Genomic DNA, 21,980 nt, shown 5'->3' with positions numbered 1-21,980 from the left:
TAGCACCGCCTCCACCATTCACGAAAATCCGTGGGGTTCGCTTGTCCCAGCCAATAGAGATGATATCTAAGTCTCCGTCGTTGTCAAGGTCTACCGTTTGCGTACCGTCATGGTGATCTGGGGTTGTAGCGCCGCCTGCATGCAGAATCCGCTTGATCCAGGTCCCTGAGTCACAGATGTCATTTTCAAAGACAATTAGCCGGTGGTCATTTTTCCATTCTCCGGTGATGACATCCAGGTCGCCGTCAAAGTCGAAATCCACCACATCTAAACTAAGCCCGGCATCTACATCTGTGCCTATCACTTTCCTGGTCCAGGTTTTGGTAGGATCGGTAGGAATCTGCAACCAGCTGATTTCTCTATCAACCCCATCTTCGGTCACTACCGCTTCCAAGACGCCATCTCTGTCCAGGTCAAAGAACCCATTTCGTTCCATTTTAGAAGGAAGGGTAATCCCTGTCGCAAACTGGGTCCAGGAACCATTGTCATTCCTCAGCCAGTTTTTCCCTTGGAAAAGGTCTAAATCGCCGTCTTTGTCTATGTCAACGGCAGAGATAGACTCCCCTACCCCTACCGGCATGATGTCTTTAATAGTCCAGGTAGTGGTAGCGGGGTTGGCGGGAACGGTCAACATTTGCACAGGCAGCTTGCTTGCGTCAGCCCCGTTCCAGGATAAAGCGATCTGGATATTCTCAACCCCGTTGAAGTTACCAATGGCTGCCCCAGCCACAAAGGTTTTGTCCTGGGTTGAACCCGCTGGAAAACCACCTGGAATGTTGGTATGGATTATAAAGTTTCCCTTCCCATCATTCTGGGCCCACGCCATCTGTGAGCTAAGGTATTTTCCCTGGAAGCCGAAGATATCTAAGTCCCCATCCTTGTCTAAGTCATGAACAAGCACCATGTTATTCATGGGGGCACCAATGATATTCTGTGTCCAAACCCCGTTAGGTATCCCGGGGTTGCGGTACCACCATCCGCCAGTTACAATATCCTTGAACCCATCATTGTTAATATCGACTGGGTAAATGTAGGCCGATCGATAAGCAACGTCTGGCCCTATGACGTGCTCGGTCCATTTTACCGGGAAAGGATTGTCAACACAAAGCAGTTGGGAAGCTACATTGACCTGGATCTCATGGCTGTATTCTGTTAAGCTATGGTCTGCGTTTGCCAGCGCCAGTTTTAAAGTGTGCGTTCCCAGGGGTAGGTTATCAACCGTAATAGGAGCTGTGCTAATTACATCACCCTTATCAACGCCGTCTATGATTTTATGGATATGCGACGTCTGGCCACCAATTGGCCAGTAGTTTACATTGAAATTGATTTTGAAAGGTTGAACAACCGTGGCACCACTCGCAGGGTTCGTGATGGTGATATTAGGTTTCTGCACCGTTTCCTTTCCATAGATCACTTCAATGGCATTTACCTTTGCCCTTCCCACAACACCGGTGAAAGGCATGGTCAAGGAACCATCAGAGACCTGGATACCATTGAACCTTTCTATTTGTGCCGTTCTATACCCCGCCCTACCAAAGATGTCATAATTGGAAAGCGTGTATTGCCCGTTTTCAATATCAACGTTGAAAAGCCTTGACCCGGTTTTGGTGTAATCCAGCTCTGCGAAATGAAGTTTAACATCATAAACTCCCCTTTGAGGGACTGGAATATTGTAGGTAAAGTTGTTGTTGACTTCAGACAAGTAGATTACGTCTGAGGTGGTATTATCTATGGGCACGGTGGCCTTGGTAACATTAGTACCCCCAGTATGGAACTGGCTTTTAGACCATTGCACACCATTTACTTCCATGGCAGGTCCACCAGAGTTAATCCTGATGAACACCTCATCTAAGGTAAAGTTTTTAGTTAAGAGCGTAGTAGAGACCACTCCGCTTTCGCTTTTTCTGTACAAAACAGAAAAGACATTCTCCACTTGGGGCACAATACTAGTAGTGTTGAAGACTACGGTTTTCCGGTCTCCTTGTAAAACCGCCGATAAAATGCTGATTCCATTACTGACACTATAGTTTGAGATAGATTCCGCAGAAGCCTTGTCTAAAGCCTCATTAAACCTCACCTGAAATTGGTTTTTAGACGTGCCTTTAATGGAGTATATATTAGGTGGTGTCGTGTCTATTGAGACGCCGGCCCCAATGAACTCCATATAATTGACGTCAAAGAGGTTGATATCTCCGGTCTGCTTCTTAAAAACAATGTAAAGGTCATGTTTTCCCCCAGGGTCTGTGATGGGTCCGGTCACATCTCCCCACCTGTCTAAACTACCCGTTACCGGAACAACCACCGTGCTGAGGAGGGGGCCGTCTGGGGAGTCTCTGCGGACCTCTATGGTACCGCCTAAGGTGGAGGCAATCCTGTACGAGACAGAGTGTATGTTTTTTAAGTTTCTACCCGCCATCATCACATAAGAACCATGTGACAACGCCCTGACAGAATAAGAGGCCCCTCCAAATTGATCTGTATTATCAATCAGGCGGGTATTTGACTCCGTGTCGTAATACTCCGCCTCCATTATCTTAGGATGCACCGTCACCTGGTCAAAGGCAGTTAAGCCACCCTTATCAGTGTAACTGGTTTTGAAAATATAGAAGATGTCATCAGGCCCCTGCGCATCATGCCCGCTGGGGTCAAGGTAAAAAGTACCTTTGGTGTTGTTGATGGTGATTCCATCATGCGAATGGGTTAAGTGCCCAAAAGCAGGAACAAGTTTTAGGGCACTGCTACTGATGGTGCCATCGGCGGTGGAGCCGTCTTCGGCATCATTCACCACAATGTCATAATTGAGGTTGTCTTCCCAACTAATCATGCCGCCATCCACCGGGCTGTTAAACTGAAAAGTGGCGGCAGTATTGCCGGCGTAGATTTTGATCGATTTCGAGGTTGTAGCTCCTTTTGTATCTGTTACGCGTAATTGTACATCATAATTTAACTTTTGAGTAAAGGTGAAAGATGGATTTGGCTCGTTTGAATCAACCGTTCCATCTGACTGAAAATCCCAGGCGTAGGTAAGGGCATCCCCATCTTGGTCAGATGTACCCTCACTGGAGAAGTTAACGGTTAAAGGCAGAGGTCCAGAGATAGTACTTGCATTCAGGGCTACGACCGGACTTTTGTTTGTATCAATTCCGGTATAATCTAGTCTGACCAGCTTGCCACTCCCAACGTTTCCGGGGCAACAGCCAGCGCCGTATTCCAGGATATATAACTGCCCGTCTGGACCAATTTTTAAATCCATGAAACCCGCCCCGGTAATACTCGGCGCGAACGGTTGGTTTGAAAGGATTTTACCGGTGGCATCTAGTTTTACAACCCAAATCTTACTTTGATTGAAGTCATAGTAGAAGAAGGCCTGGTTGAACTCTGAAGGCAGTTTCTTAGGGTTGTTAAGCGCTGAATTGTAGTAGTACCTAGGGCCAGCCAGGTAACATTGGTGGAAGAAGTCTAACCAGGAAGATTGGGCTGGAGGCAACGTTTTTGCGCCTGTATTCCACTTAGAAAGGTTTACCGGGTTGTTCTTATCATAGTAGAAATCAGGATCTGCGTAGGTGTTCAGGTAAGGCCGGTTCGCACCTGAGAGATAGGGCCAACCGTAATTGCCTGCACTTTTAGTGAGGTTAATCTCATCAAGACCTTCTGGGCCGGCATCACTGGCCCCATCCGCATCTGGCCCAACTTCTCCCCAGAAAAGCCAATCGGTGAGGCCTTTGTCTACAAATATCTTGAAGGGGTTTCTAGCCCCCATTACGTAAATCTCGGGTAAACCACCCTCTCCGTTGGGGAACAGGTTCCCTGCCGGAATAGTGTAGGTGCCGTTTGCCTCAGGTTTTATCCGTAAGATTTTACCTCTGAAATCATTTGTATTGGAAGAGGTTCTTTCAGCACTCAGGTTTGCGTTTGATTCGTTAAGTGGAGCGTACTGGGAGTGGTTTGTGTTGTCTCCGATAGCTATGTACAAATTCCCTTTAGAATCGAAATCCATGTCTCCGGCGGCATGAAAATAGCCATTTCGGTCACTCGTCCACTCTAAGAGTACTTTTTCCGAAGCTATATCTAGTTGATCGCCGTTCATCAAGAACCTTGAAACCCTATTCTTTGGAAGAGTGGCATGTGAATAGTGTATATAGACATACTTATTCACTGTGAAATTGGGGTCAAAGGCGATTGCCAACAACCCTTCTTCCATGTCATGGAAAACATCTAATGTACCGGCAGATACTGTTGTTTGAAGGTTGGGTTTATAAATAAACAGCTCCCCATACCTATCCAGAATAAAAATCCGGCCATCTGGCGCGAACTCAAAATTGATGGAGTTCTTAAGGCCTGTTATTAATTCTACTTTTTGAAAACTGGTTGGCAATTGCGCCGACCCAACCAAGGGGAAAAGAAATAAAGAAAATGCAAAACTCTGCAAGAGTAAACACTTCCATAACTGGAAAGTAGAACTTGTCTTCATAAAGCTACGCTACTGCATATGATATCTTATACAAAACATGAATAATCAAACTCAAAACCAACAAAAACGGGGGATCAACAATCAGGAGTTATTTAAATTTTTAGATCTAATTTCTTTATCACTTTTTACTATATGCTATCTCTATTTCCTAGATTCAATCTTTATTTTTCTATAAATCCACTAAATACAATTACTATCTATGCTTTATTTGACTTTTCCAATAGCACCCACAAAACCAACCACCTTATACCACAAAGGGGGAGCTTTCAAACAGCAAGCTTCACCCTACCTTTATCTCTACTGCAGGATAATCAATCCGCAGACACCAGTTCTTTCTTCTTAGCCACACACATCAGGGACAAGGCACTAGAATCGGCGTTAGGATTCCGACCAGACAAAATGTTCCCCAGTCTGTATTTCAAGGATGCTTTGCCTTTCTGCCCCTGTAAAACCTCGGCCCCTAATTCATGGTTGTGGGGGAAAACCTTGACCTCAAACTCATTTGGCGTTAGGGTTTTAGTGAATAGCTCTTTGGTAACCCCGTGGCCTGGTTTATGGTGGATTTCGCATTTCAAGCCCCAATACTGCTGGCTATCTGTTTTATGGAAGCCATGGCCTGTGATCTTGTAGAAGATAAGCCGGCCCTCCCATAGGACTTTAGCCAACCCTTTATAATTCCAGGCACTAAACTGCGGATCATGGTCTGTCACGATCAAGCCCCCGGGTTTCACCAGGCGGGCGGCTTCTTTTAAGATGGCAGTCATGTCCTCACAGTGGTGAAGCGCAGCGTTCAAGGTCACGATATCAGCAAACCCCGAAACAAACGGCAGGTGGGTGGCATCTGCTAGAATGGGCAGGTACCCTAGTTCGCCGGCCAGTTCCAGGGATTTCGGGGCCACGTCAACCCCAATCAACAGCTTAGGTTTGCCCTTGAGCGTTGCATAGATGTTACCAGGCCCACAACCTATATCCAACACTATTTTGTTTGTCCAATCGCCTAAAGCGGCTTGCCATCTACTTCTGAAACTATCGCTTCTATGGCAGTAGGTGAGATACTCCTCTGCCCACTCTGGGTGATTGAAGTAATAAGCGTTGGCTTTTAACCCTTCTGAGGGATTATGGATGGGACACTCCAGATATTTGTCAAGCTGTTTGATCTCTGCGTCTGGAAGCAAATAGGGCTGAATTTCTTTCAACATGGCTTTGGGTTTAGGTTGTAACACGATTTTCATTTTGTACACCTGCTTCACTGCCTCTCTATAGATTGAAGACAGGAAACATCAGCCTGGTAGTGACAGAAAGAAAAAGTGATTTCTGCCTTTCTAATGTCTTAGACTTCTGTGAGCGCCTGTTGCTGCCATTCCACCCGATACCGGGCATTTATCTCCTCATACACTTTCCTAATACCATCCTCCAAGGAGATTTTTGCTTCCCAACCACGGGATTTCAGCTTTGACACATCCAACAGTTTGCGTGGGGTACCATCGGGTTTGCTCCTGTCCAGCACTATGTGGCCTTCATAGCCCACTACGTTTTGGATCAGTTTTGCCAAATCCAGGATAGAAATGTCTTCTCCCACGCCTATGTTAATGAGACCAGGCTCGTCATAGGTGTTCATCAGGTAAACGCAGGCATCCGCTAGGTCATCGGCATGCAGGAACTCCCGCCTGGGGGTACCACTACCCCAAAGCTCCACCATGGGCAATTGTTTCTCACGGGCCGTAATGAACTTCCGGATCAATGCGGGCAGCACGTGGGAGTTCTGAAGATCATAATTATCATTGGGCCCATACAGGTTGGTAGGCATCACCGAGATGAAGTTGCACCCATATTGGTCGCGGTAGGCATCGCACAGTTTTATACCGGCAATCTTGGCAATGGCATATGGCTCGTTGGTTGGCTCTAATTCACCACTTAAAAGATATGCTTCTTTTAAGGGCTGGGGAGCTAATTTGGGGTAGATGCAGGAAGACCCCAGGAACAGAAGCTTTTTAACGTGGTTTACATACGAAGCATGGATCACGTTGCTCTGAATCATGAGGTTATCATACAGGAACTCGGCCCGGTAGGTATTGTTCGCCACGATACCCCCTACCTTGGCGGCGGCCAGAAAAACATAGTCTGGCCTTTCTGCCGAGAAGAAATCGTTCACCTGCGACTGGCTACGCAGATCCAGCTCATGGGAAGAGTAGGTAACAATGTTGGTATACCCCTCCTCCTCCAATTTTCTAACAAGAGCTGAACCCACCATGCCTCTATGGCCGGCTACGTAAATTTTAGCACCTGGCTCCATTTACTCAAACTGGTTATTGATCTGGTAACCTGCCTCCAGCAGAATCTTCTCTTTGTGGAAATTCACCACATCAGCTTCCATCATTTCCTTCACCAAGGCCGCAAGATCATATTTAGGGCGCCACCCCAACAGTGTTTTCGCCTTGGTAGGATCCCCAATCAGCAATTCTACCTCTGTGGGGCGGAAGTAACGGGGGTCCACGGCAATCACTTCCCGGCCAATCTCCAGCAAGAAATCTGGGTTAGAGCAAGAAGCCACAATGCCTCTTTCATTTACCCCTTCTCCTTCAAATTCAAGCTCAATACCAATTTCAGCAAAGGCCATTCTTACAAAATCCCGGACGGTGGTTGTGATTCCCGTGGCGATGACATAATCCTGTGGCTCTTGCTGCTGCAATATCAGGTACATGGCTTCCACGTAATCTTTGGCATGTCCCCAGTCCCGTTGGGCATCCAGGTTACCCAAGAACAATTTGTCCTGCATTCCTAAGGCAATTCTGGCAGCCCCTCTGGTGATCTTACGGGTCACAAAGGTCTCACCCCGTAAGGGGCTTTCGTGGTTGAAAAGGATTCCGTTACAGGCAAACATGTTATAAGCCTCTCGGTAATTCACCGTAATCCAGTAGGCATACAACTTAGCGACGGCGTAGGGAGACCTGGGGTAGAAAGGGGTTGTCTCGGTTTGGGGCACGGCCTGCACCATTCCGTAAAGCTCAGAGGTGGAGGCTTGGTAAATGCGGGTCTTTTCAGTTAATCCCAACAGCCGTACCGCCTCCAACACGCGCAGGGTACCGGTTCCATCTACATTAGCGGTGTACTCGGGAGTTTCAAAACTCACCTGCACATGGCTCATTGCCCCAAGGTTATAAATCTCGTCTGGCTGAACCTGCTGGATAATCCGGATGATGTTGGTAGAATCTCCTAAATCGCCGTAATGAAGCTTTAGATTGATGTTTTCTTCATGCGGATCCTGGTAAAGGTGATCAATTCTATCTGTGTTGAACATAGAACTTCTACGCTTGATGCCATGCACTTCATATCCCTTACTAAGAAGCAACTCCGCTAAGTAAGCACCATCCTGGCCTGTGATGCCTGTAATCAATGCTCTTTTCATGACCCACAAGATTAAATCTAACTTATTAAATAAATTATTATATATTTTAAAAAGGCTAAAAGATACACCTTTAAAGCACGCAAGAAGAAAGTTCGCCAGATGAAGTTAACCGATGGGCAAACCTCCTTTAAAGGTCACTTCCTTTGGTTGAAGAATGAGGGGAGGTTATTTGATTCTTTAGGATTCTCTCCGCAAGAAAGTGGCTTAGGCTTATTGGTTGAAGTTTACGATTAAACTTTTCTACACTTAGAAGCTAGATTCTCATGTTGCGGGTTCTCTGCGCTGCTTCTGCAAACACCTACCAGCTAGGCAGAGACGGGTGGGGCCAGGTATGAAAAGATTTTCTTTTAAAGAAACCTGTAAGTAATAGGAACAGCTATAGATTAGGTAGACAGCTCGGTTTAAGGTTTCTTAAAAACGAATCTACTAACTAAAAATCTAATTTAATATTTTTTTATTGATATTTTTTTCACTTTATTCACAGCTCCTCTCCACTACTCGTGAACAATCCCTTATACAATATCTTATAGAAATACTTATACTATGCTCCATCTACCATGCCGTACAAGTATACTACCCTCTTTAAATGGATAAGTATATCAATTGACTACACCTTACTAAATGTTTCCTTATCCATTGGTTTGTATGCCGTCAATCCTGATTACCTTCATTATGGATTGCCCGACCAGTATAAGCTGAATTGCCTCCTATGTAACCTCATCTGGTTTTATTGCGCCAACCTGGTTGAGCTATACCAACAGGTCTTGAGCAGGCAAGCCGTCTCCACCCTGAAGGTCACCAGTCTTGCGTTGACCATGTACTTTTCTGGCCTTTTGGTTCTGAAACTTACCCTCTATAGTTTGGCCCTTACGTTCGAGTTTGTTTGGCTAAGTTCCTTGCTATTTGGGTTCTTACTGCTTACAAGTAAAGTCGCTTTCCTATTTATCAGGAAAACAAAACGGCACCTCCTCATCAAATACAGGAAGGTAGTCATTATTGGCACCGGCAGTGTTGGAATTAAAATAGGCGAGTACATCAATAAGACACCTCATCTTGGGTACAAAGTAGAAGGATTCTTTGATGACGAACCTCAGGACCACAGTAACGTTCGCTTATTAGGCACCATCGATCAGTGCTTCACTTATGTAAAAGACTTTGGAATCTCAGAGATATTCTTCACCCTTCCAACCACCGATAAGGAAAAATTAGATGCCCTAATGCATGAAGCGGATAAAAATATGGTTCGTTTCAGGCTGGTACCTGATTTAAAACTCACATTAAATAAGAATGTATTTGTAGACCTATATGGGCATGTACCTATCCTGACGCAACGGCAGGAACCATTAGAAGACAGAGCCAATAGATTGATTAAACGTGCTTTTGATTTACTTATCTCAACTGCCGTTATCGTCTTTATTTTAAGTTGGCTAATTCCGATTATGGCTTTGATTATAAAAACAGAGTCTAAAGGCCCTTTATTCTTTAGACAGTTACGCTCTGGCCGATACGGAAAACCTTTTTATTGCCTGAAATTCAGAAGTATGGCCATCAATAATGATGCGGATCAGATACAAGCGTCTAAAGGAGATGCCCGCATTACAAAAGTGGGGGCCTTTATCCGTAAAACCAGCATTGATGAGTTACCTCAATTCTTTAATGTTTTGAAAGGAGACATGTCTGTTATCGGGCCGCGGCCGCACATGATTAAACACACAGAGGATTACTCAGAATTGATTGATGAGTATATGGTGCGGCATTATCTCACGCCGGGTATCTCAGGCTGGGCGCAGGTAAACGGCTTCAGAGGGGAAACAAAGGATACGGAAAGCATGAAAAACAGAGTCACCGCTGATATTTGGTACCTGGAAAACTGGTCTCTGTTGCTTGACCTTAAAATATTGTTTTTAACCCTTTGGAGAATTTTCAAAGGTGATCAGGAGGCGTTTTAGGGCTACTTTGAGAGATCGGTTTTTTAAACTCTTGCCTGGTTAAACAAAGATACATCCCGCTTGGCATGCAGGGTAAATTGTCCCTTCTTCATTTCGTAATCATTTAATAAGAGAATGACAGTGATAAGGGTAAGGCAATAACTTATAAGAACACTCACTATACTTCTTCCCAAAGTCATCACCAAAAACTTGTTTGATAGAAAGGAGAAGAAGAGCCCTAAGGAAACGCCTATTAGGCCAAAAACAAATAATTGTATCATCTAGGTTTCTAATACTATTTGTTTGATTACTTACCTAATAATCAAACAAATAGTTACAGCTTCTTCTTCAACCATTTGCATTGACAAGGAATTGCATCCTTCTTGAAGATTTTATTTTATATAATTATTATACCAAACAGTTTCAATCTATTAAATATTGAACACCCTTAATTATTCAATTATTTAGTTGCCCTGATTTAATTGAACAAAATAATCATCTAAAAAAACGCATTATTTTTTCTTATCCTTTGTAAAAAAGCCATTTAGATAATTCACGGTAGTTCACCTTTTTGCCGTACATCAAGATTCCGACGCGGTAGATACGGGCAGCTACCCAGATGGTGCCGATAAAACCAGCGATCAGGAAGAACATGGACAGCAGCAACTCCCAGGTAGGCACCCCGAACGGCATACGCAGCATCATAACCACTGGCGAGGTGAACGGAATCATGGACATCCAGAAGGCAACCGGACCGTTGGGGTTCTTGATGATGATGGTTTGCGCCACAATGAACGACAAAATGAGTGGGACCGTGATGGGCAGCATGAACTGCTGACTGTCGGTTTCAGAATCTACGGCCGCGCCCACGGCCCCAAACAATGCTCCGTAGAGCAGGTAGCCTCCTAAAAAGTAAAAGAGAAAACTCCCGAGGAGCAAAGGATAGTTCAGGTTCTGGGTGGCGCTGAACAGCTCATTAATCTCTTGGGCTTGCTGCACATCGCGCTCTTTTTCCATGCCCTGCACCGTCTGGCCAATCTGTTCATCAGAGAAACGTTTCATGTCAAACGTAGAGGATACCCCGGTAGAGATGGCAGACGTGAGAACAATCCATAGCAGAAACTGGGTGAGTCCTACGGCCGCAATGCCCAATATCTTCCCGGCCATAAGTTGGAATGGCTTCACCGAGGAAACCATTACCTCTAAGATTCGGCTGGATTTCTCTTCAATGACACCACGCATGATTTGGGCTCCGTAGATGAAAATGAACAGGTATACCAAAAATGCCCCTAAAAACCCAACACCTGTTGTCACGCCCACATCGCTACTTTTCTCCCCTTCGGCGCTCAAATTCACTGTCCGGATGCTCACCGGGGTTTTAATCTTATCCAGCACCTGTTGGTCAATGCCTGAGTTGGCAAACTTCACTTCTTCCAGTTCCTGCCGCACCTGCTTTTCCAACGAGCTCTTCATGGCCAGACTGGTGCTTTTCTGGGAGAACAGCTGAATGCCCTGCGGTTTTTCAAGGTCTATTTTAGGAATGTACAGCAAAGCGGCATCTTCGGACGTTAGATATTCCTGCTTTGCCACTTCCACCGGTCCGGGCACGTTCACGAACTTCAGTTCTTCGGTAGAGGTGAGTTTTCCTTTGAGGTAGCCGCTTTCATCCAGCACCTGCACCACCTTGGTGTCATCAGACATGGTGGCGAGCCAGATGGGTACGATCATCACCAAAGCCATTAACAGCGGCCCCAGAATGGTCATAATGATGAAGCTTTTTTTACGGACGCGCACCAGGTATTCGCGCTGAAACACTAACCAAATCTTATCCATGAGCTGCTTGGGTTACAGTTTGAATGAAAATGTCATTGATGCTGGGTACCTTCTCCTGAAAGCCGTGCACCTCCACCCGGTCGGTCAGGTAACGAAGCAATTGGTTGGGACCCACCTGTGGCTCCAGTTGCACCTCGGCCTTGAACTCGTTTCCGTTTTGGGCCTGGGTCAACACCTTGAAGTCGGGAGACATGATCAGCAGTTTCCCGATACCTTCCACGTGGTAGGTATGGCTGCGGTACCGTGATTTCACCTCCTTCAGGCTTCCCTCCATTACTTTATGTGAGCGGTTGATCATGACAATGTAGTCACACATCTGCTCCACAGATTCCATGCGGTGGGTAGAGAAAATAATAGTGCAGCCCTGGTCTCTAAGTTTCAGGATTTCATCCCGGATGATGTTGGCATTCACCGGATCAAAACCGGAGAAAGGTTCATCCAGAATCAACAACTTGGGTTCGTGCAGCACCGTGGCAATGAACTGCACTTTCTGCTGCATGCCTTTGGAAAGGTCTTCCACGTTCTTGTTGAGCCACGTTTTCAGGTCTAGCCGCTCGGCCCAAACTTTGATGCGTTGGGTAGCGTCTGCTTTCTCTAAACCCCGTAGCCGCGCCAGATACACCAACTGCTCCCCTACTTTCATCTTCTTATATAGCCCCCGCTCCTCGGGCAAGTAGCCAATCTGCTGCACATGGTGCGGCTGCAGCGGCTGTCCTTCAAACAAGACGCGTCCTTCATCTGGCGCGGTGATCTGGGTAATGATGCGAATGAGCGAGGTTTTACCGGCCCCGTTTGGCCCCAACAGCCCGAAAATGCTGCCTTTAGGCACTTCAAACGATACCTTGTTCAGTGCTTGATGCGCTTCATAGCGCTTGCTCACGCCCTGTATCTGGAGAATGGGTTGCAAGAAAATAGCGGTTAGTTCGTCAGGCTAAAGCTAAGTCAAAGTGCTTCGGTTTGCAAGTGAGCATGAATTGGGTTTAGATCCTGCTTTTGGGAAAATAGCTTTAAAACAACAAAGCCCGCTTTTCAACTGAAAAGCGGGCTTTGTACATATTTCCTGACTCAGAACGCTGGACTCAAGACTCAGAACTCATTTTATTGAAAGTACTCCTTCATTTTCTCGAAGAAGCCTTTTTCGTTTTTGCCGGGGTTCGGCACGAAGTTCTGGGACTCACGCAGGCGTTCCAGAATTTGGCGCTCTTCTGGGTTCACGTTCTTAGGAGTCCAGACGTTGATGTGGATGAGCTGATCGCCTTTGCCGTAGCCGTTGATGTCCGGAATACCTTTGCCGCGCAGGCGCAGGATCTTGCCAGACTGAGTTCCCGGATCGATCTTGATTTTCACCTTACCTTCAATAGTGGGCACCTCCACACTGGCGCCCAAGGTAGCATCCACGAAGCTCACGTACTGCTCAAACATCACATTGTTACCATCGCGGCGCAGGGTTGGGTGCTGCTCTTCCTCAATCTGGATCAACAGGTCACCAGGGATTCCGCCACGCTCCGGCACGTTACCTTTGCCGCCCATAGACAGTTGCATGCCATCGGCTACACCCGCCGGTACGTTGATGGAGATCACCTCTTCGCGGAGTTGACGACCTTCGCCGTGGCAGGCATCACATTTCTGGCTTACAGTTTTACCTTCACCGCTACACGTAGGGCATGTGCTCGCAGATACCATTTGGCCCAGCATAGTGTTTACCACACGTTTCACCTGACCAGAGCCTTGGCAGGTACCGCAGGTATTTAGGGCCGTTCCGTTTTTAGAACCGTTACCGTCGCAGACGTTGCAGGCCTCGTAGCGTTTTACCTTGATCTTTTTCTCAACGCCTTTGGCTACTTCCTCTAAGTTGAGTTTCAGCTTAATACGCAGGTTGCTGCCTTTGCGCACGCGTTTGCCGCCGCGCTGTCCGCCGCCTCCGAAGAAGCTTTCGAACCCGCCGCCTCCGCCACCGCCGAAGATGTCGCCGAACTGGGAGAAGATGTCTTCCATGTTCATGCCGCCGCCGCCGAAGCCGCCACCGCCGTTCACGCCCTGGTGCCCGAACTGATCATAGCGTTGGCGTTTCTGCTCATCGCTCAGCACTTCGTATGCTTCCGCTGCTTCTTTAAATTTATCCTCAGCCGTAGGATCATCGGGGTTTTTATCGGGGTGAAACTTGATCGCGATCTTGCGGTACGCTTTCTTGATCTCATCCGCCGTGGCCCCTTTGGCTACGCCTAGTACTTCGTAATAATCTCTTTTGGTTGCCATGGCTTCTTATGCTCCAATTACCACTTTAGCAAAGCGAACCACTTTGTCATTGAGGTAATATCCTTTCTCTACTTGGTCAATCACTTTGCCCTTCATTTCTTCAGAAGGGGCCGGAATCTGCGTGATGGCTTCGTGCACATCGGCGTCAAACGGCTGTCCTACGGCGTCCATTGCTTTCAGGCCTTTCTGCTGCAACAGGTTCTGGAACTTGCTGAACACCAGCTCCACGCCCTCGCGCACTGCGTTCACATCCTGCGCATTTTTCATGGCAGATTGGGCCCGCTCCAGATCATCCAGCACCGGAATCAACGCCACCATCAGCTCCTGATTAGCGGTTTTAAACAGCTCCAAGCGCTCTTTAGACGTGCGGCGTCTGAAGTTGTCAAACTCAGCGTGCAGGCGCAGGTACTTGTCTCTGAGCTCATCAGCTTCAGAAGTACCGTTTTCAGAGGAGGTGGCGGTAGTATCTGCCGTCTGCTGTTCTGTCTGCTCAGCCGCAGTAGACTCTGTCGCCTCGTTGTTTTCAGGCTGTATACTCTCTTGTTCTTGAGGATTTTGTTCAGCTGCTGTACTCATATATTCTTTATCTTTTCAGATTAACTTTCTTCTTTTCTGGGTGCCTAACATTAGGCAACTATTTTGCCAAACCCGTTTTTATGTCATTCTGGCATTTTTAGGCGAAAAACGCTCTGTTTCTGCCTTTCTAAATGGCAGCCTCCGGTGAGGCCGCATCAAGGCTGACAGCAGAAATGATTTCTGTATTTAGTGCTTCATTTGCTAAAACTGACCAATAACGGCTCCAGTGCTTTACCTTATGCGGTGTTCAGCGCCTTCCAGATCATGTCTTTCAGTTGCGTGATGTTCTTTTGGGTAAGGCTGGAGATGAAGATGGTGGGCAAATCCTGCGGAAGTGTGGCGCGCATCTCGGCCTCTAGTTCATCGTCAATTAAGTCGGTTTTGGTGATGGCCAGCAGGCGCTGTTTGTGTAATAGCTCTGGATTATAGGTCCGGAGCTCGTTCACCAGGATCTCGTACTCCTCTGCAATGTCCGGGCTTTCCACCGAGATCATGAACAGCAGGATGGAGTTCCGCTCAATGTGTTTCAAGAACCTAATTCCAAGACCTTTTCCTTCCGAGGCGCCTTCAATGATTCCTGGGATATCGGCCATCACGAAGGATTTGTAGTCGCGGTAAGCCACTACCCCTAAGTTAGGTACCAGGGTGGTAAACGGGTAATTCGCAATCTTCGGCCGCGCGGCCGATACAACCGACAGCAATGTGGATTTACCGGCGTTCGGGAAACCTACCAGACCCACATCGGCGAGCAGTTTTAACTCCAGAATAGTCCATTCCTCCAGACCGGGCTCACCCGGTTGGGCGTACAATGGCGTTTGGTTTGTGGGCGATTTGAAGTGCGCGTTTCCTAACCCGCCGCGGCCACCTGGGGTAATGATTTCCATCTGACCTTCCTCGGTGATTTCGGCTTTGATCTCACCGGTCTCGGCATCCCGGGCAATGGTCCCGATAGGCACTTCCAAAATGATGTCTTTCCCGAAGGCTCCGCTGGAATGGCTGGGTCCGCCGTTGCCGCCGTTCTCGGCGATCACATGTTTTTGGTACTGTAAGTGCAGCAGGGTCCAGAGTTGGGAGTTGCCTTTCAAGATAATGTGCCCTCCCCGGCCTCCGTCACCGCCGTCTGGTCCGCCTTTGGCAGTTTTCTTGTCGCGGTGCAAGTGGGCTGAACCGCCTCCTCCGTGCCCCGATCGGCAGCAGATTTTGACGTAGTCAATAAAGTTGGATGATGACACAGTTGTATTGGTAAAGTAAATGCTATGTTAACAAGGAAGCATTCCCACAAGGAGAATGCTTCCAGAATATTCTATCAGAAATAAACGTCTTAGCTGAACAGAAGAACAGACCTGAATCGTTCCTTCTTTCTTGCAGACGGGTCTCTTTTACTTGTTTAAGGCTACCTGGCAGGCATCCACGATCTCGCAGGTTTTGCTGAAGATCTCCTCGATTTCGCCAATGCCGTCTACCGCGAAGAACTTGTTCTGTTGCGCATAATAGTTGGCTACCGGCGCGGTCTTGGTGTTGTATTCCTGCACGCGCTTCTGGATGAGCGTTTCATCTGCATCATCTGGGCGGCCCGAGGTCTGCCCGCGAAGCAACAGGCGTTTCACCAGTTCCTCCTCGTTCACTTGCAGGGCAATCATGCAGCTAATGCCTTGGTCGTATCTTTCCAGCAGTTGGTCCAGCGCCTCGGCCTGGGGTACCGTACGCGGGAAACCATCAAAGATGAACCCGGCGGCCGTACGGTTGTCTGCTATCTTGGACTCAATCATGCCAATCACCACTTCATCAGGCACTAAAAGGCCCTCATCCATGAGTTTCTTTGCCTTGAGGCCCAGCTCCGTTCCTTGAGAAATTTCTGAGCGCAGCAAATCACCGGTAGAAAGGTGAATCAGCCCGTATTTTTCAATTAATTTCTGGCTCTGCGTGCCTTTGCCTGCCCCTGGAGGACCGAAGAGTACGATGTTCAGCATGAGTATTGAAATTGTGAGAAAACAAAAGTAAGAATAAATAATTGGAAATGACAGCATTTGGAGCAGCCAACCCCAGCACGCAATTCTGTTTCAGGCCTGATTCTCAGAAAACAACCCAGAAACAGATTTACTTTTCTACATCACTTTATAGATGTCGCGCAGGTTTCGGCCCAGGCCGTTATAGTCTAACCCATAACCCACTACAAAATCATTTGCGATGGACATGGCGGCGTATTTAATGTTCAGATCGTGCTGCAGGCTTTCCGGCTTAATGAGGAGGGTGGCTACTTCCACCGAAGCGGCGCCTTTCTCCTGCAATTGCGGCAAAAGCCCCGCAATGGTGTGCCCGGTGTCTACAATATCTTCCACCACTACCACGTGCCTGTCCCTGATTTCCTCCTTCAGCCCGATAATTTCTTTCACCATGCCTGTGCTTTGCATGTCTTCATAAGAAGAAAGCCGGATAAAGGAAATCTCGCAGTCAATGCTAACCTCTTTCATCAGGTCAGAGGCAAACATGAAAGAACCATTCAACACTGATAGAAACAGCGGGGTCTTACCTTTGTAATCATGGCTGATGCGGGCCGCCACAATCTCCACACTATGAAGGATTTTCCGCTCTGGGAGATAAATACTGAACTGCTTGTCTTGTAGGGTTACCGGCGGGTGATGCATCTTTCTTAGGTCTGGAAAGCATCAAATTTGGTGAAAACTGCCTTAAATTAAAAGTAAGTCGCCCTTTTCTGTTGAAAAGGGCGACTGTGTCTAGATGTTTTCTAGAAAGCTTCAGAAGAGCTTCTCTTCTGATAGTGGATAGTGGAGGCTAGGTTCGCCCTCTCCTGTACCTGCCGGGTACTCTCTAAATCTGGGCGGGTTTCTGGTGCCGCCGGCGTTGTTTCCCGGACGGCAATGTGCGGGGCAATCACCAGTGACACAATGGACATAAGTTTGATGAGGATGTTCATAGAAGGCCCGGAGGTGTCTTTAAACGGATCTCCCACGGTATCACCGGTCACGGAGGCTTTGTGCGGATCTGACCCTTTGTATTCCATGACTCCGTTGATAAGCACTCCTTTCTCAAAAGACTTTTTGGCGTTATCCCAAGCGCCTCCGGCATTGGATTGGAAAATTGCCATCAAAACGCCCGCCACGGTTACCCCGGCCAAAACGCCTCCCAGAATCTCGGCACTAGACACGTTGTCAAATACCCCACGCAATCCAAAGCCCACAATGATGGGAACAATCAAGGCAATAGCCCCCGGCAACATCATTTCCCGGATTGCCGCTTGCGTAGAGATGGCCACGCATTTATCATACTCAGGCTTGCCTGTTCCCTCCATAATACCTGGAATCTCCCGGAATTGGCGGCGCACTTCCTGCACCATGGCCATGGCTGCTCTACCCACCGCGCTAATAGCTAACGCCGAGAAGACAAACGGAATCATGCCTCCAATGAAAAGGCCGGCCAGTACCGGGGCTTTGTACAAGTCAATGGTAGTGATACCGGCAATGCCCACAAAGGCGGCAAACAAGGCTAATGAGGTCAATGCAGCAGAAGCGATGGCAAACCCCTTCCCAGTGGCAGCGGTAGTGTTCCCTACCGCATCCAGGATATCAGTGCGCTCCCGTACTTCTTTGGGCAGTTCGCTCATCTCAGCAATTCCACCAGCATTATCGGCAATCGGCCCGAAAGCATCAATAGCTAACTGCATGGCAGTGGTCGCCATCATACCTGCCGCGGCAATGGCCACCCCATACAACCCGGCCACCGAGTAGGAAAAAACGATCCCCGCAGCTAATACAATGATCGGCATGGCCGTACTCATCATGCCCACGCTTAAGCCCGCAATGATGTTGGTAGCCGCCCCAGTGGAAGATTGCTGCACAATGGAAAGCACAGGTTTCCGGTTCATAGCGGTGTAGTACTCGGTGATGATGGAGATAAGGGTTCCCACGATGAGCCCAATGATCACCGCCCAGAAGATACCCATAGAGGTGAACTCATAGCCCCGTAAACTCAGGGTTTCGGGCATTAACCAGTCAATGACAAAATAAGAGGCTACCGCAGTTAACGCCACAGAGGACCAGTTGCCCATATTAAGTGCGGCTTGCACGTTGCCTCCCTCCTTCACACGCACAAACAACGTCCCGATCATAGAGAAAATAATCCCTAGACCGGCAATAAGCATAGGCAGGATTATGGGCGATAAGCCTCCGAAATTATCCGTCACCGTGATTTCCCGGCCCAGAACCATCGTAGCCAGGATAGTGGCCACATACGAACCGAACAAGTCGGCTCCCATACCGGCCACGTCCCCTACGTTGTCGCCCACGTTATCGGCAATAGTGGCAGGGTTTCGGGGGTCATCTTCCGGGATCCCTGCTTCCACTTTTCCTACCAGGTCGGCTCCTACGTCAGCAGCTTTGGTGTAGATTCCGCCGCCTACCCGCGCGAACAAGGCAATACTCTCGGCACCCAGGGAGAAACCGGTCAATACCTCCAGCGCTATCTCCATTTGCTCACTGCTAGCCGAGGCCCCTGCGCGCTGCACAAACCAGTAGTAAAAGGCGATGAAGAGAGATCCCAGGCCTAGCACCGCTAATCCGGCTACGCCCATGCCCATCACGGCTCCGCCGCCAAAGGACACATTCAGTGCATTAGACAAACTTGTTTTTGCAGCCTGGGCAGTGCGCACGTTCGCTTTGGTGGCAATCCGCATTCCTATGAAACCCGCTAAGGCAGAGAAAACAGCCCCAATCAGGAAAGCCGCCACAATGATAGGCGAGGACTTCTCCCCCACATACCCCAGGTAAAACAGGAAAATCGAGGCGATGACGGCAAAGTAGGTCAACACCCTGTACTCCGCCTTCAGGAAAGCCATGGCCCCCTCGGCAATGTACTTGGCAATGGTACTCATCTTTTCGTCGCCGGCATCTTGTTTGGTAACCCACGCCGATTTTATGGCAGTGTACAACAAGGCAACCAGCCCGAATGCGGGAATGGCGTAGAGAATTGTCTGCATAGAGTAAGGCTTTGTTTGGTTAGGTTAGGATTGCGAGCGTAGAAGCCCTATGCAAGCTAACGTTATTCACCAAAAAAACAAATATTCAGTATACTCTATGCTGCCGACACTACAGTTTCTCCATCAGCAGTTTATACAAAGCCACCATAGCGTAAATGTCATTCTTGTGCACGATTTCATCCGGGGAATGCACATTATCCTCGGGAGCCCCAATGAAGCACCAATCCCAAGGAATATTCCCGTAGTGCAGTTCCTTTCCATCCGATCCGCCGGCGCTCTCCACCTCCACCTGGTGCGGAATGCCCGCCTCCTGTGCCAGCTTGATAATTTTCTGCACGTAGCTCCGCCGAGGAATCAAGGAATCCCTTAGGGAAATAGCCACCCCGGCGCCGGCCTGAACTCCTTCCGTCACCCAAGTGATGTCAGAAATAAGCGCCTGCGTGATCCCGTAAGTCTCATGGATGTACTTGGCCAGGTACCCTACAGAGCCACCGCCCGTTTCTTCCCAGCAACTAAAAGCAATGATGCCGTTTTCCAGTGTCTCGGCCACTTGCAGGGCATTCCAAACACCAAGACGGTTATCAAGGTAACAGCTCTGCACGCTTTCGTCTGTTTCCCGGAAATCAGGCTTAAAAACCAACTCGGTGCCGCGCTCTATCTCCCGCTCGAATTCATAGCGTAACTCTCTTTCCTCTTCATCGGCGATGAGCGTACAATCAATCTTACCTTGGCTGTCCTCCCCTACCAGTCTGTACCCCGGCTCCGCCACCGGGCCACCTATTCTGATGAGTTCCTTTCCGTACCGCACCATAAACCCGATGGAGTCCATGTGCGCGAAAACAACCGTACGTGGTTTACCAAATACCAACAGCAAACAATCTTGAAATCCTTCTCCGTGTAAAATTTGAGGCTGAACTTTCCAGGTCTCCTGCTTTTCCTGCACGTAATTAAGAAGAAACTCTTTCATTTTTATTTCATTCCCCGAGGGCGCATGTATTTGGCAGAGTTGGCGCAATAATTCCATAGTTGAGCGTTTTTTCAAAAGTAATGGTTTTCTCTCTAGTGAATACGCCTGTTTTGGCCGTACTTTTGGGAAACCAAGGCAAAAGCAGTTTCTGTATTAGTACAAAATTGAAACCTACTGAGAAAGATGCTTGTTGTGGGGTCGGCTTCATTTTACCACCCTTTGCCTAATGCCTTTGTGCACATAGGAGTATTTTGGCAGTTTTAAAACTTAATGAAAAAGGTCCTTTTCTTATTTCTTTTACTCTCCAGCTTTTTGCAAGCTCAGGCCCAAGTGCCTGATTCCACCAAACAGATTGACCAAAAACTTCTGGACTCCCTACAAGCCAGCATCATCTTGGATTCTGTTGATGTCTTACCCCAAGCATTGGATATCAAAGGTTGGCTGCTCCTGAACGAAAGCATCATGAATGAGTTAGGCGGCGCGGTGGACAACATGTACAATTTCAAGTTTGAGACTGCCGAAAAACAGTTCAGATCGTTGCGCCGCAGGTACCCCAAGCACCCAATGCCCTATTTCCTTATCGGCCTAAGCCAATGGTGGAAAATGGTGCCCTCCAACATCACTGACACGCGCTACGACAATTACTTCCTGGCCTACATGGACACCACCATCACTCTAGCCGAGAATCTTTACGACAAAGACAACAAGAACCTGGAAGCTGCTTTTTTTCTTTCCGCGGCTAATGGCTTCAGTGCCCGCCTACACGCCGAGCGGAAAAACTGGCGCAAAGCAGCTATTACCAGTAACCGCGCTTTGGATTACCTACAGAAAAGCAAAAAAGCTAATGGCCTAAGTGATGAGTTCTTGTTTGGCGAAGCGCTTTTCAATTACTACTCCATCTGGATACATGAAAACTACCCCTTATTGCGCCCAGTCCTCTACTTTTTCCCAAAGGGTAATAAGAACCTAGGTTTGAAGCAACTGCAGCAAGTAGCATTTAACGGATTTTACACAGGCACTGAGGCAAAGTATTGGTTGATGAAGATTTACGCAAATGACGCCAAAAACGGAGCATCCGCTATGTCCTTAGCCCAATACCTTGCCAGCACCTATCCAGACAACCCGTACTTTCAGCGCTTTTACGCTCGCATGGCTTTTACTGAAGGAAACTTTAGTGTAGCAGAGCAACTCTCTACCCAGATCCTAGACAAGATTAACCGCAAAGTCTTCGGATATGAAGCTATCAGTGGACGTTACGCCAGTTTTTATTTAGCCTACATCAACCAATACCGGAATAGAGATTACGCTAAAGCTAAAGGATACTACCAACAATGCATTAGCTTTGCAGAGCAGATCAACGAGCAGGAATCTGGATATTATATTTCCTCCTTTGTCAACCTAGCTAGAATAAGTGATAAGGAGAAGAATGTGCGCCAGGCAAAGCAGTACTATGAAGTAGTAATGAAGCTAGCAGACTCAAAGTCCGATGCGGAAAAGGAAGCTAAAGCTTATTTAAGGAAGAACAGGAAAGTGAAATAAGAACTAACAGA

At 47.8% G+C, this 21,980-nt stretch carries 15 protein-coding genes; 2 read left to right on the top strand and 13 right to left on the bottom strand.

The window, feature by feature from the left end; all coding sequences use genetic code 11:
• The 4 genes from ACW9SV_RS16940 to gmd all read right to left on the bottom strand — a co-directional run.
• Positions 1-4,375 (bottom strand): PQQ-dependent sugar dehydrogenase (locus tag ACW9SV_RS16940; protein ID WP_479557944.1); only part of this gene is annotated, 4,375 nt, incomplete at its 3' end.
• 407 nt (positions 4,376-4,782) lie between these two features.
• Positions 4,783-5,703, bottom strand: a complete 921-nt coding sequence (locus ACW9SV_RS16935) for a class I SAM-dependent methyltransferase (protein ID WP_479557943.1) — start codon at positions 5,701-5,703, stop codon at positions 4,783-4,785.
• 98 nt (positions 5,704-5,801) lie between these two features.
• On the bottom strand, positions 5,802-6,764 hold the full coding sequence (gene fcl, locus ACW9SV_RS16930) for a GDP-L-fucose synthase (RefSeq protein WP_479557942.1): 963 nt from the start codon (positions 6,762-6,764) through the stop codon (positions 5,802-5,804).
• Entirely contained in the window at positions 6,765-7,877 is a 1,113-nt protein-coding gene (gene gmd, locus ACW9SV_RS16925) for a GDP-mannose 4,6-dehydratase (protein ID WP_479557941.1), read from the bottom strand.
• A gap of 557 nt (positions 7,878-8,434) precedes the next feature.
• Here gmd and ACW9SV_RS16920 point away from each other — a divergent pair.
• Positions 8,435-9,826, top strand: a complete 1,392-nt coding sequence (locus ACW9SV_RS16920; RefSeq protein WP_479557940.1) for an undecaprenyl-phosphate glucose phosphotransferase — start codon at positions 8,435-8,437, stop codon at positions 9,824-9,826.
• Between the two features lie 501 nt (positions 9,827-10,327).
• Here the strand turns inward: ACW9SV_RS16920 and ACW9SV_RS16915 are convergent.
• From ACW9SV_RS16915 to ACW9SV_RS16875, 9 genes are all read right to left on the bottom strand, one after another.
• A complete protein-coding gene (locus ACW9SV_RS16915) occupies positions 10,328-11,638 on the bottom strand; it encodes an ABC transporter permease (protein ID WP_479557939.1) in 1,311 nt (436 codons plus the stop codon).
• Entirely contained in the window at positions 11,631-12,545 is a 915-nt protein-coding gene (locus ACW9SV_RS16910) for an ABC transporter ATP-binding protein (RefSeq protein ID WP_479557938.1), read from the bottom strand. Before ACW9SV_RS16910 ends, ACW9SV_RS16915 begins: the two co-directional genes overlap by 8 nt.
• 191 nt (positions 12,546-12,736) lie before the next feature.
• Positions 12,737-13,894 (bottom strand): molecular chaperone DnaJ, encoded by a 1,158-nt coding sequence (gene dnaJ, locus ACW9SV_RS16905; RefSeq protein ID WP_479557937.1) that lies wholly within the window; start codon positions 13,892-13,894, stop codon positions 12,737-12,739.
• A gap of 6 nt (positions 13,895-13,900) precedes the next feature.
• A complete protein-coding gene (locus ACW9SV_RS16900) occupies positions 13,901-14,470 on the bottom strand; it encodes a nucleotide exchange factor GrpE (protein WP_479557936.1) in 570 nt (189 codons plus the stop codon).
• Between the two features lie 236 nt (positions 14,471-14,706).
• Positions 14,707-15,702: a GTPase ObgE gene (gene obgE, locus ACW9SV_RS16895; protein WP_479557935.1), complete on the bottom strand. Its 996-nt coding sequence runs from the start codon at positions 15,700-15,702 to the stop codon at positions 14,707-14,709.
• A gap of 147 nt (positions 15,703-15,849) precedes the next feature.
• A complete protein-coding gene (locus ACW9SV_RS16890; RefSeq protein WP_479557934.1) occupies positions 15,850-16,440 on the bottom strand; it encodes an adenylate kinase in 591 nt (196 codons plus the stop codon).
• Positions 16,441-16,575: 135 nt separating this feature from the next.
• Positions 16,576-17,115 carry a hypoxanthine phosphoribosyltransferase gene (gene hpt / locus ACW9SV_RS16885; RefSeq protein ID WP_479557933.1) on the bottom strand — a complete coding sequence of 180 codons (540 nt, stop codon included), beginning with the start codon at positions 17,113-17,115 and terminating at the stop codon, positions 16,576-16,578.
• A gap of 101 nt (positions 17,116-17,216) precedes the next feature.
• The gene (locus ACW9SV_RS16880; protein ID WP_479557932.1) at positions 17,217-19,463 is read right to left on the bottom strand and encodes a sodium-translocating pyrophosphatase; all 2,247 of its coding nucleotides are present in this window, start codon (positions 19,461-19,463) and stop codon (positions 17,217-17,219) included.
• Positions 19,464-19,572: 109 nt separating this feature from the next.
• A complete protein-coding gene (locus tag ACW9SV_RS16875; protein WP_479557931.1) occupies positions 19,573-20,487 on the bottom strand; it encodes a M20/M25/M40 family metallo-hydrolase in 915 nt (304 codons plus the stop codon).
• A 213-nt stretch (positions 20,488-20,700) separates the two neighbouring features.
• Here ACW9SV_RS16875 and ACW9SV_RS16870 point away from each other — a divergent pair, with 213 nt between their 5' ends.
• Complete coding sequence (locus tag ACW9SV_RS16870) at positions 20,701-21,969, top strand: tetratricopeptide repeat protein (protein WP_479557930.1); 1,269 nt, start codon at positions 20,701-20,703, stop codon at positions 21,967-21,969.
• The last annotated feature ends 11 nt before the right edge of the window (positions 21,970-21,980 follow it).

It is taken from the genome of Rufibacter sp. JT20002 (genome assembly GCF_056491185.1).
This window is presented reverse-complemented; position numbering and strand designations above follow the sequence as displayed.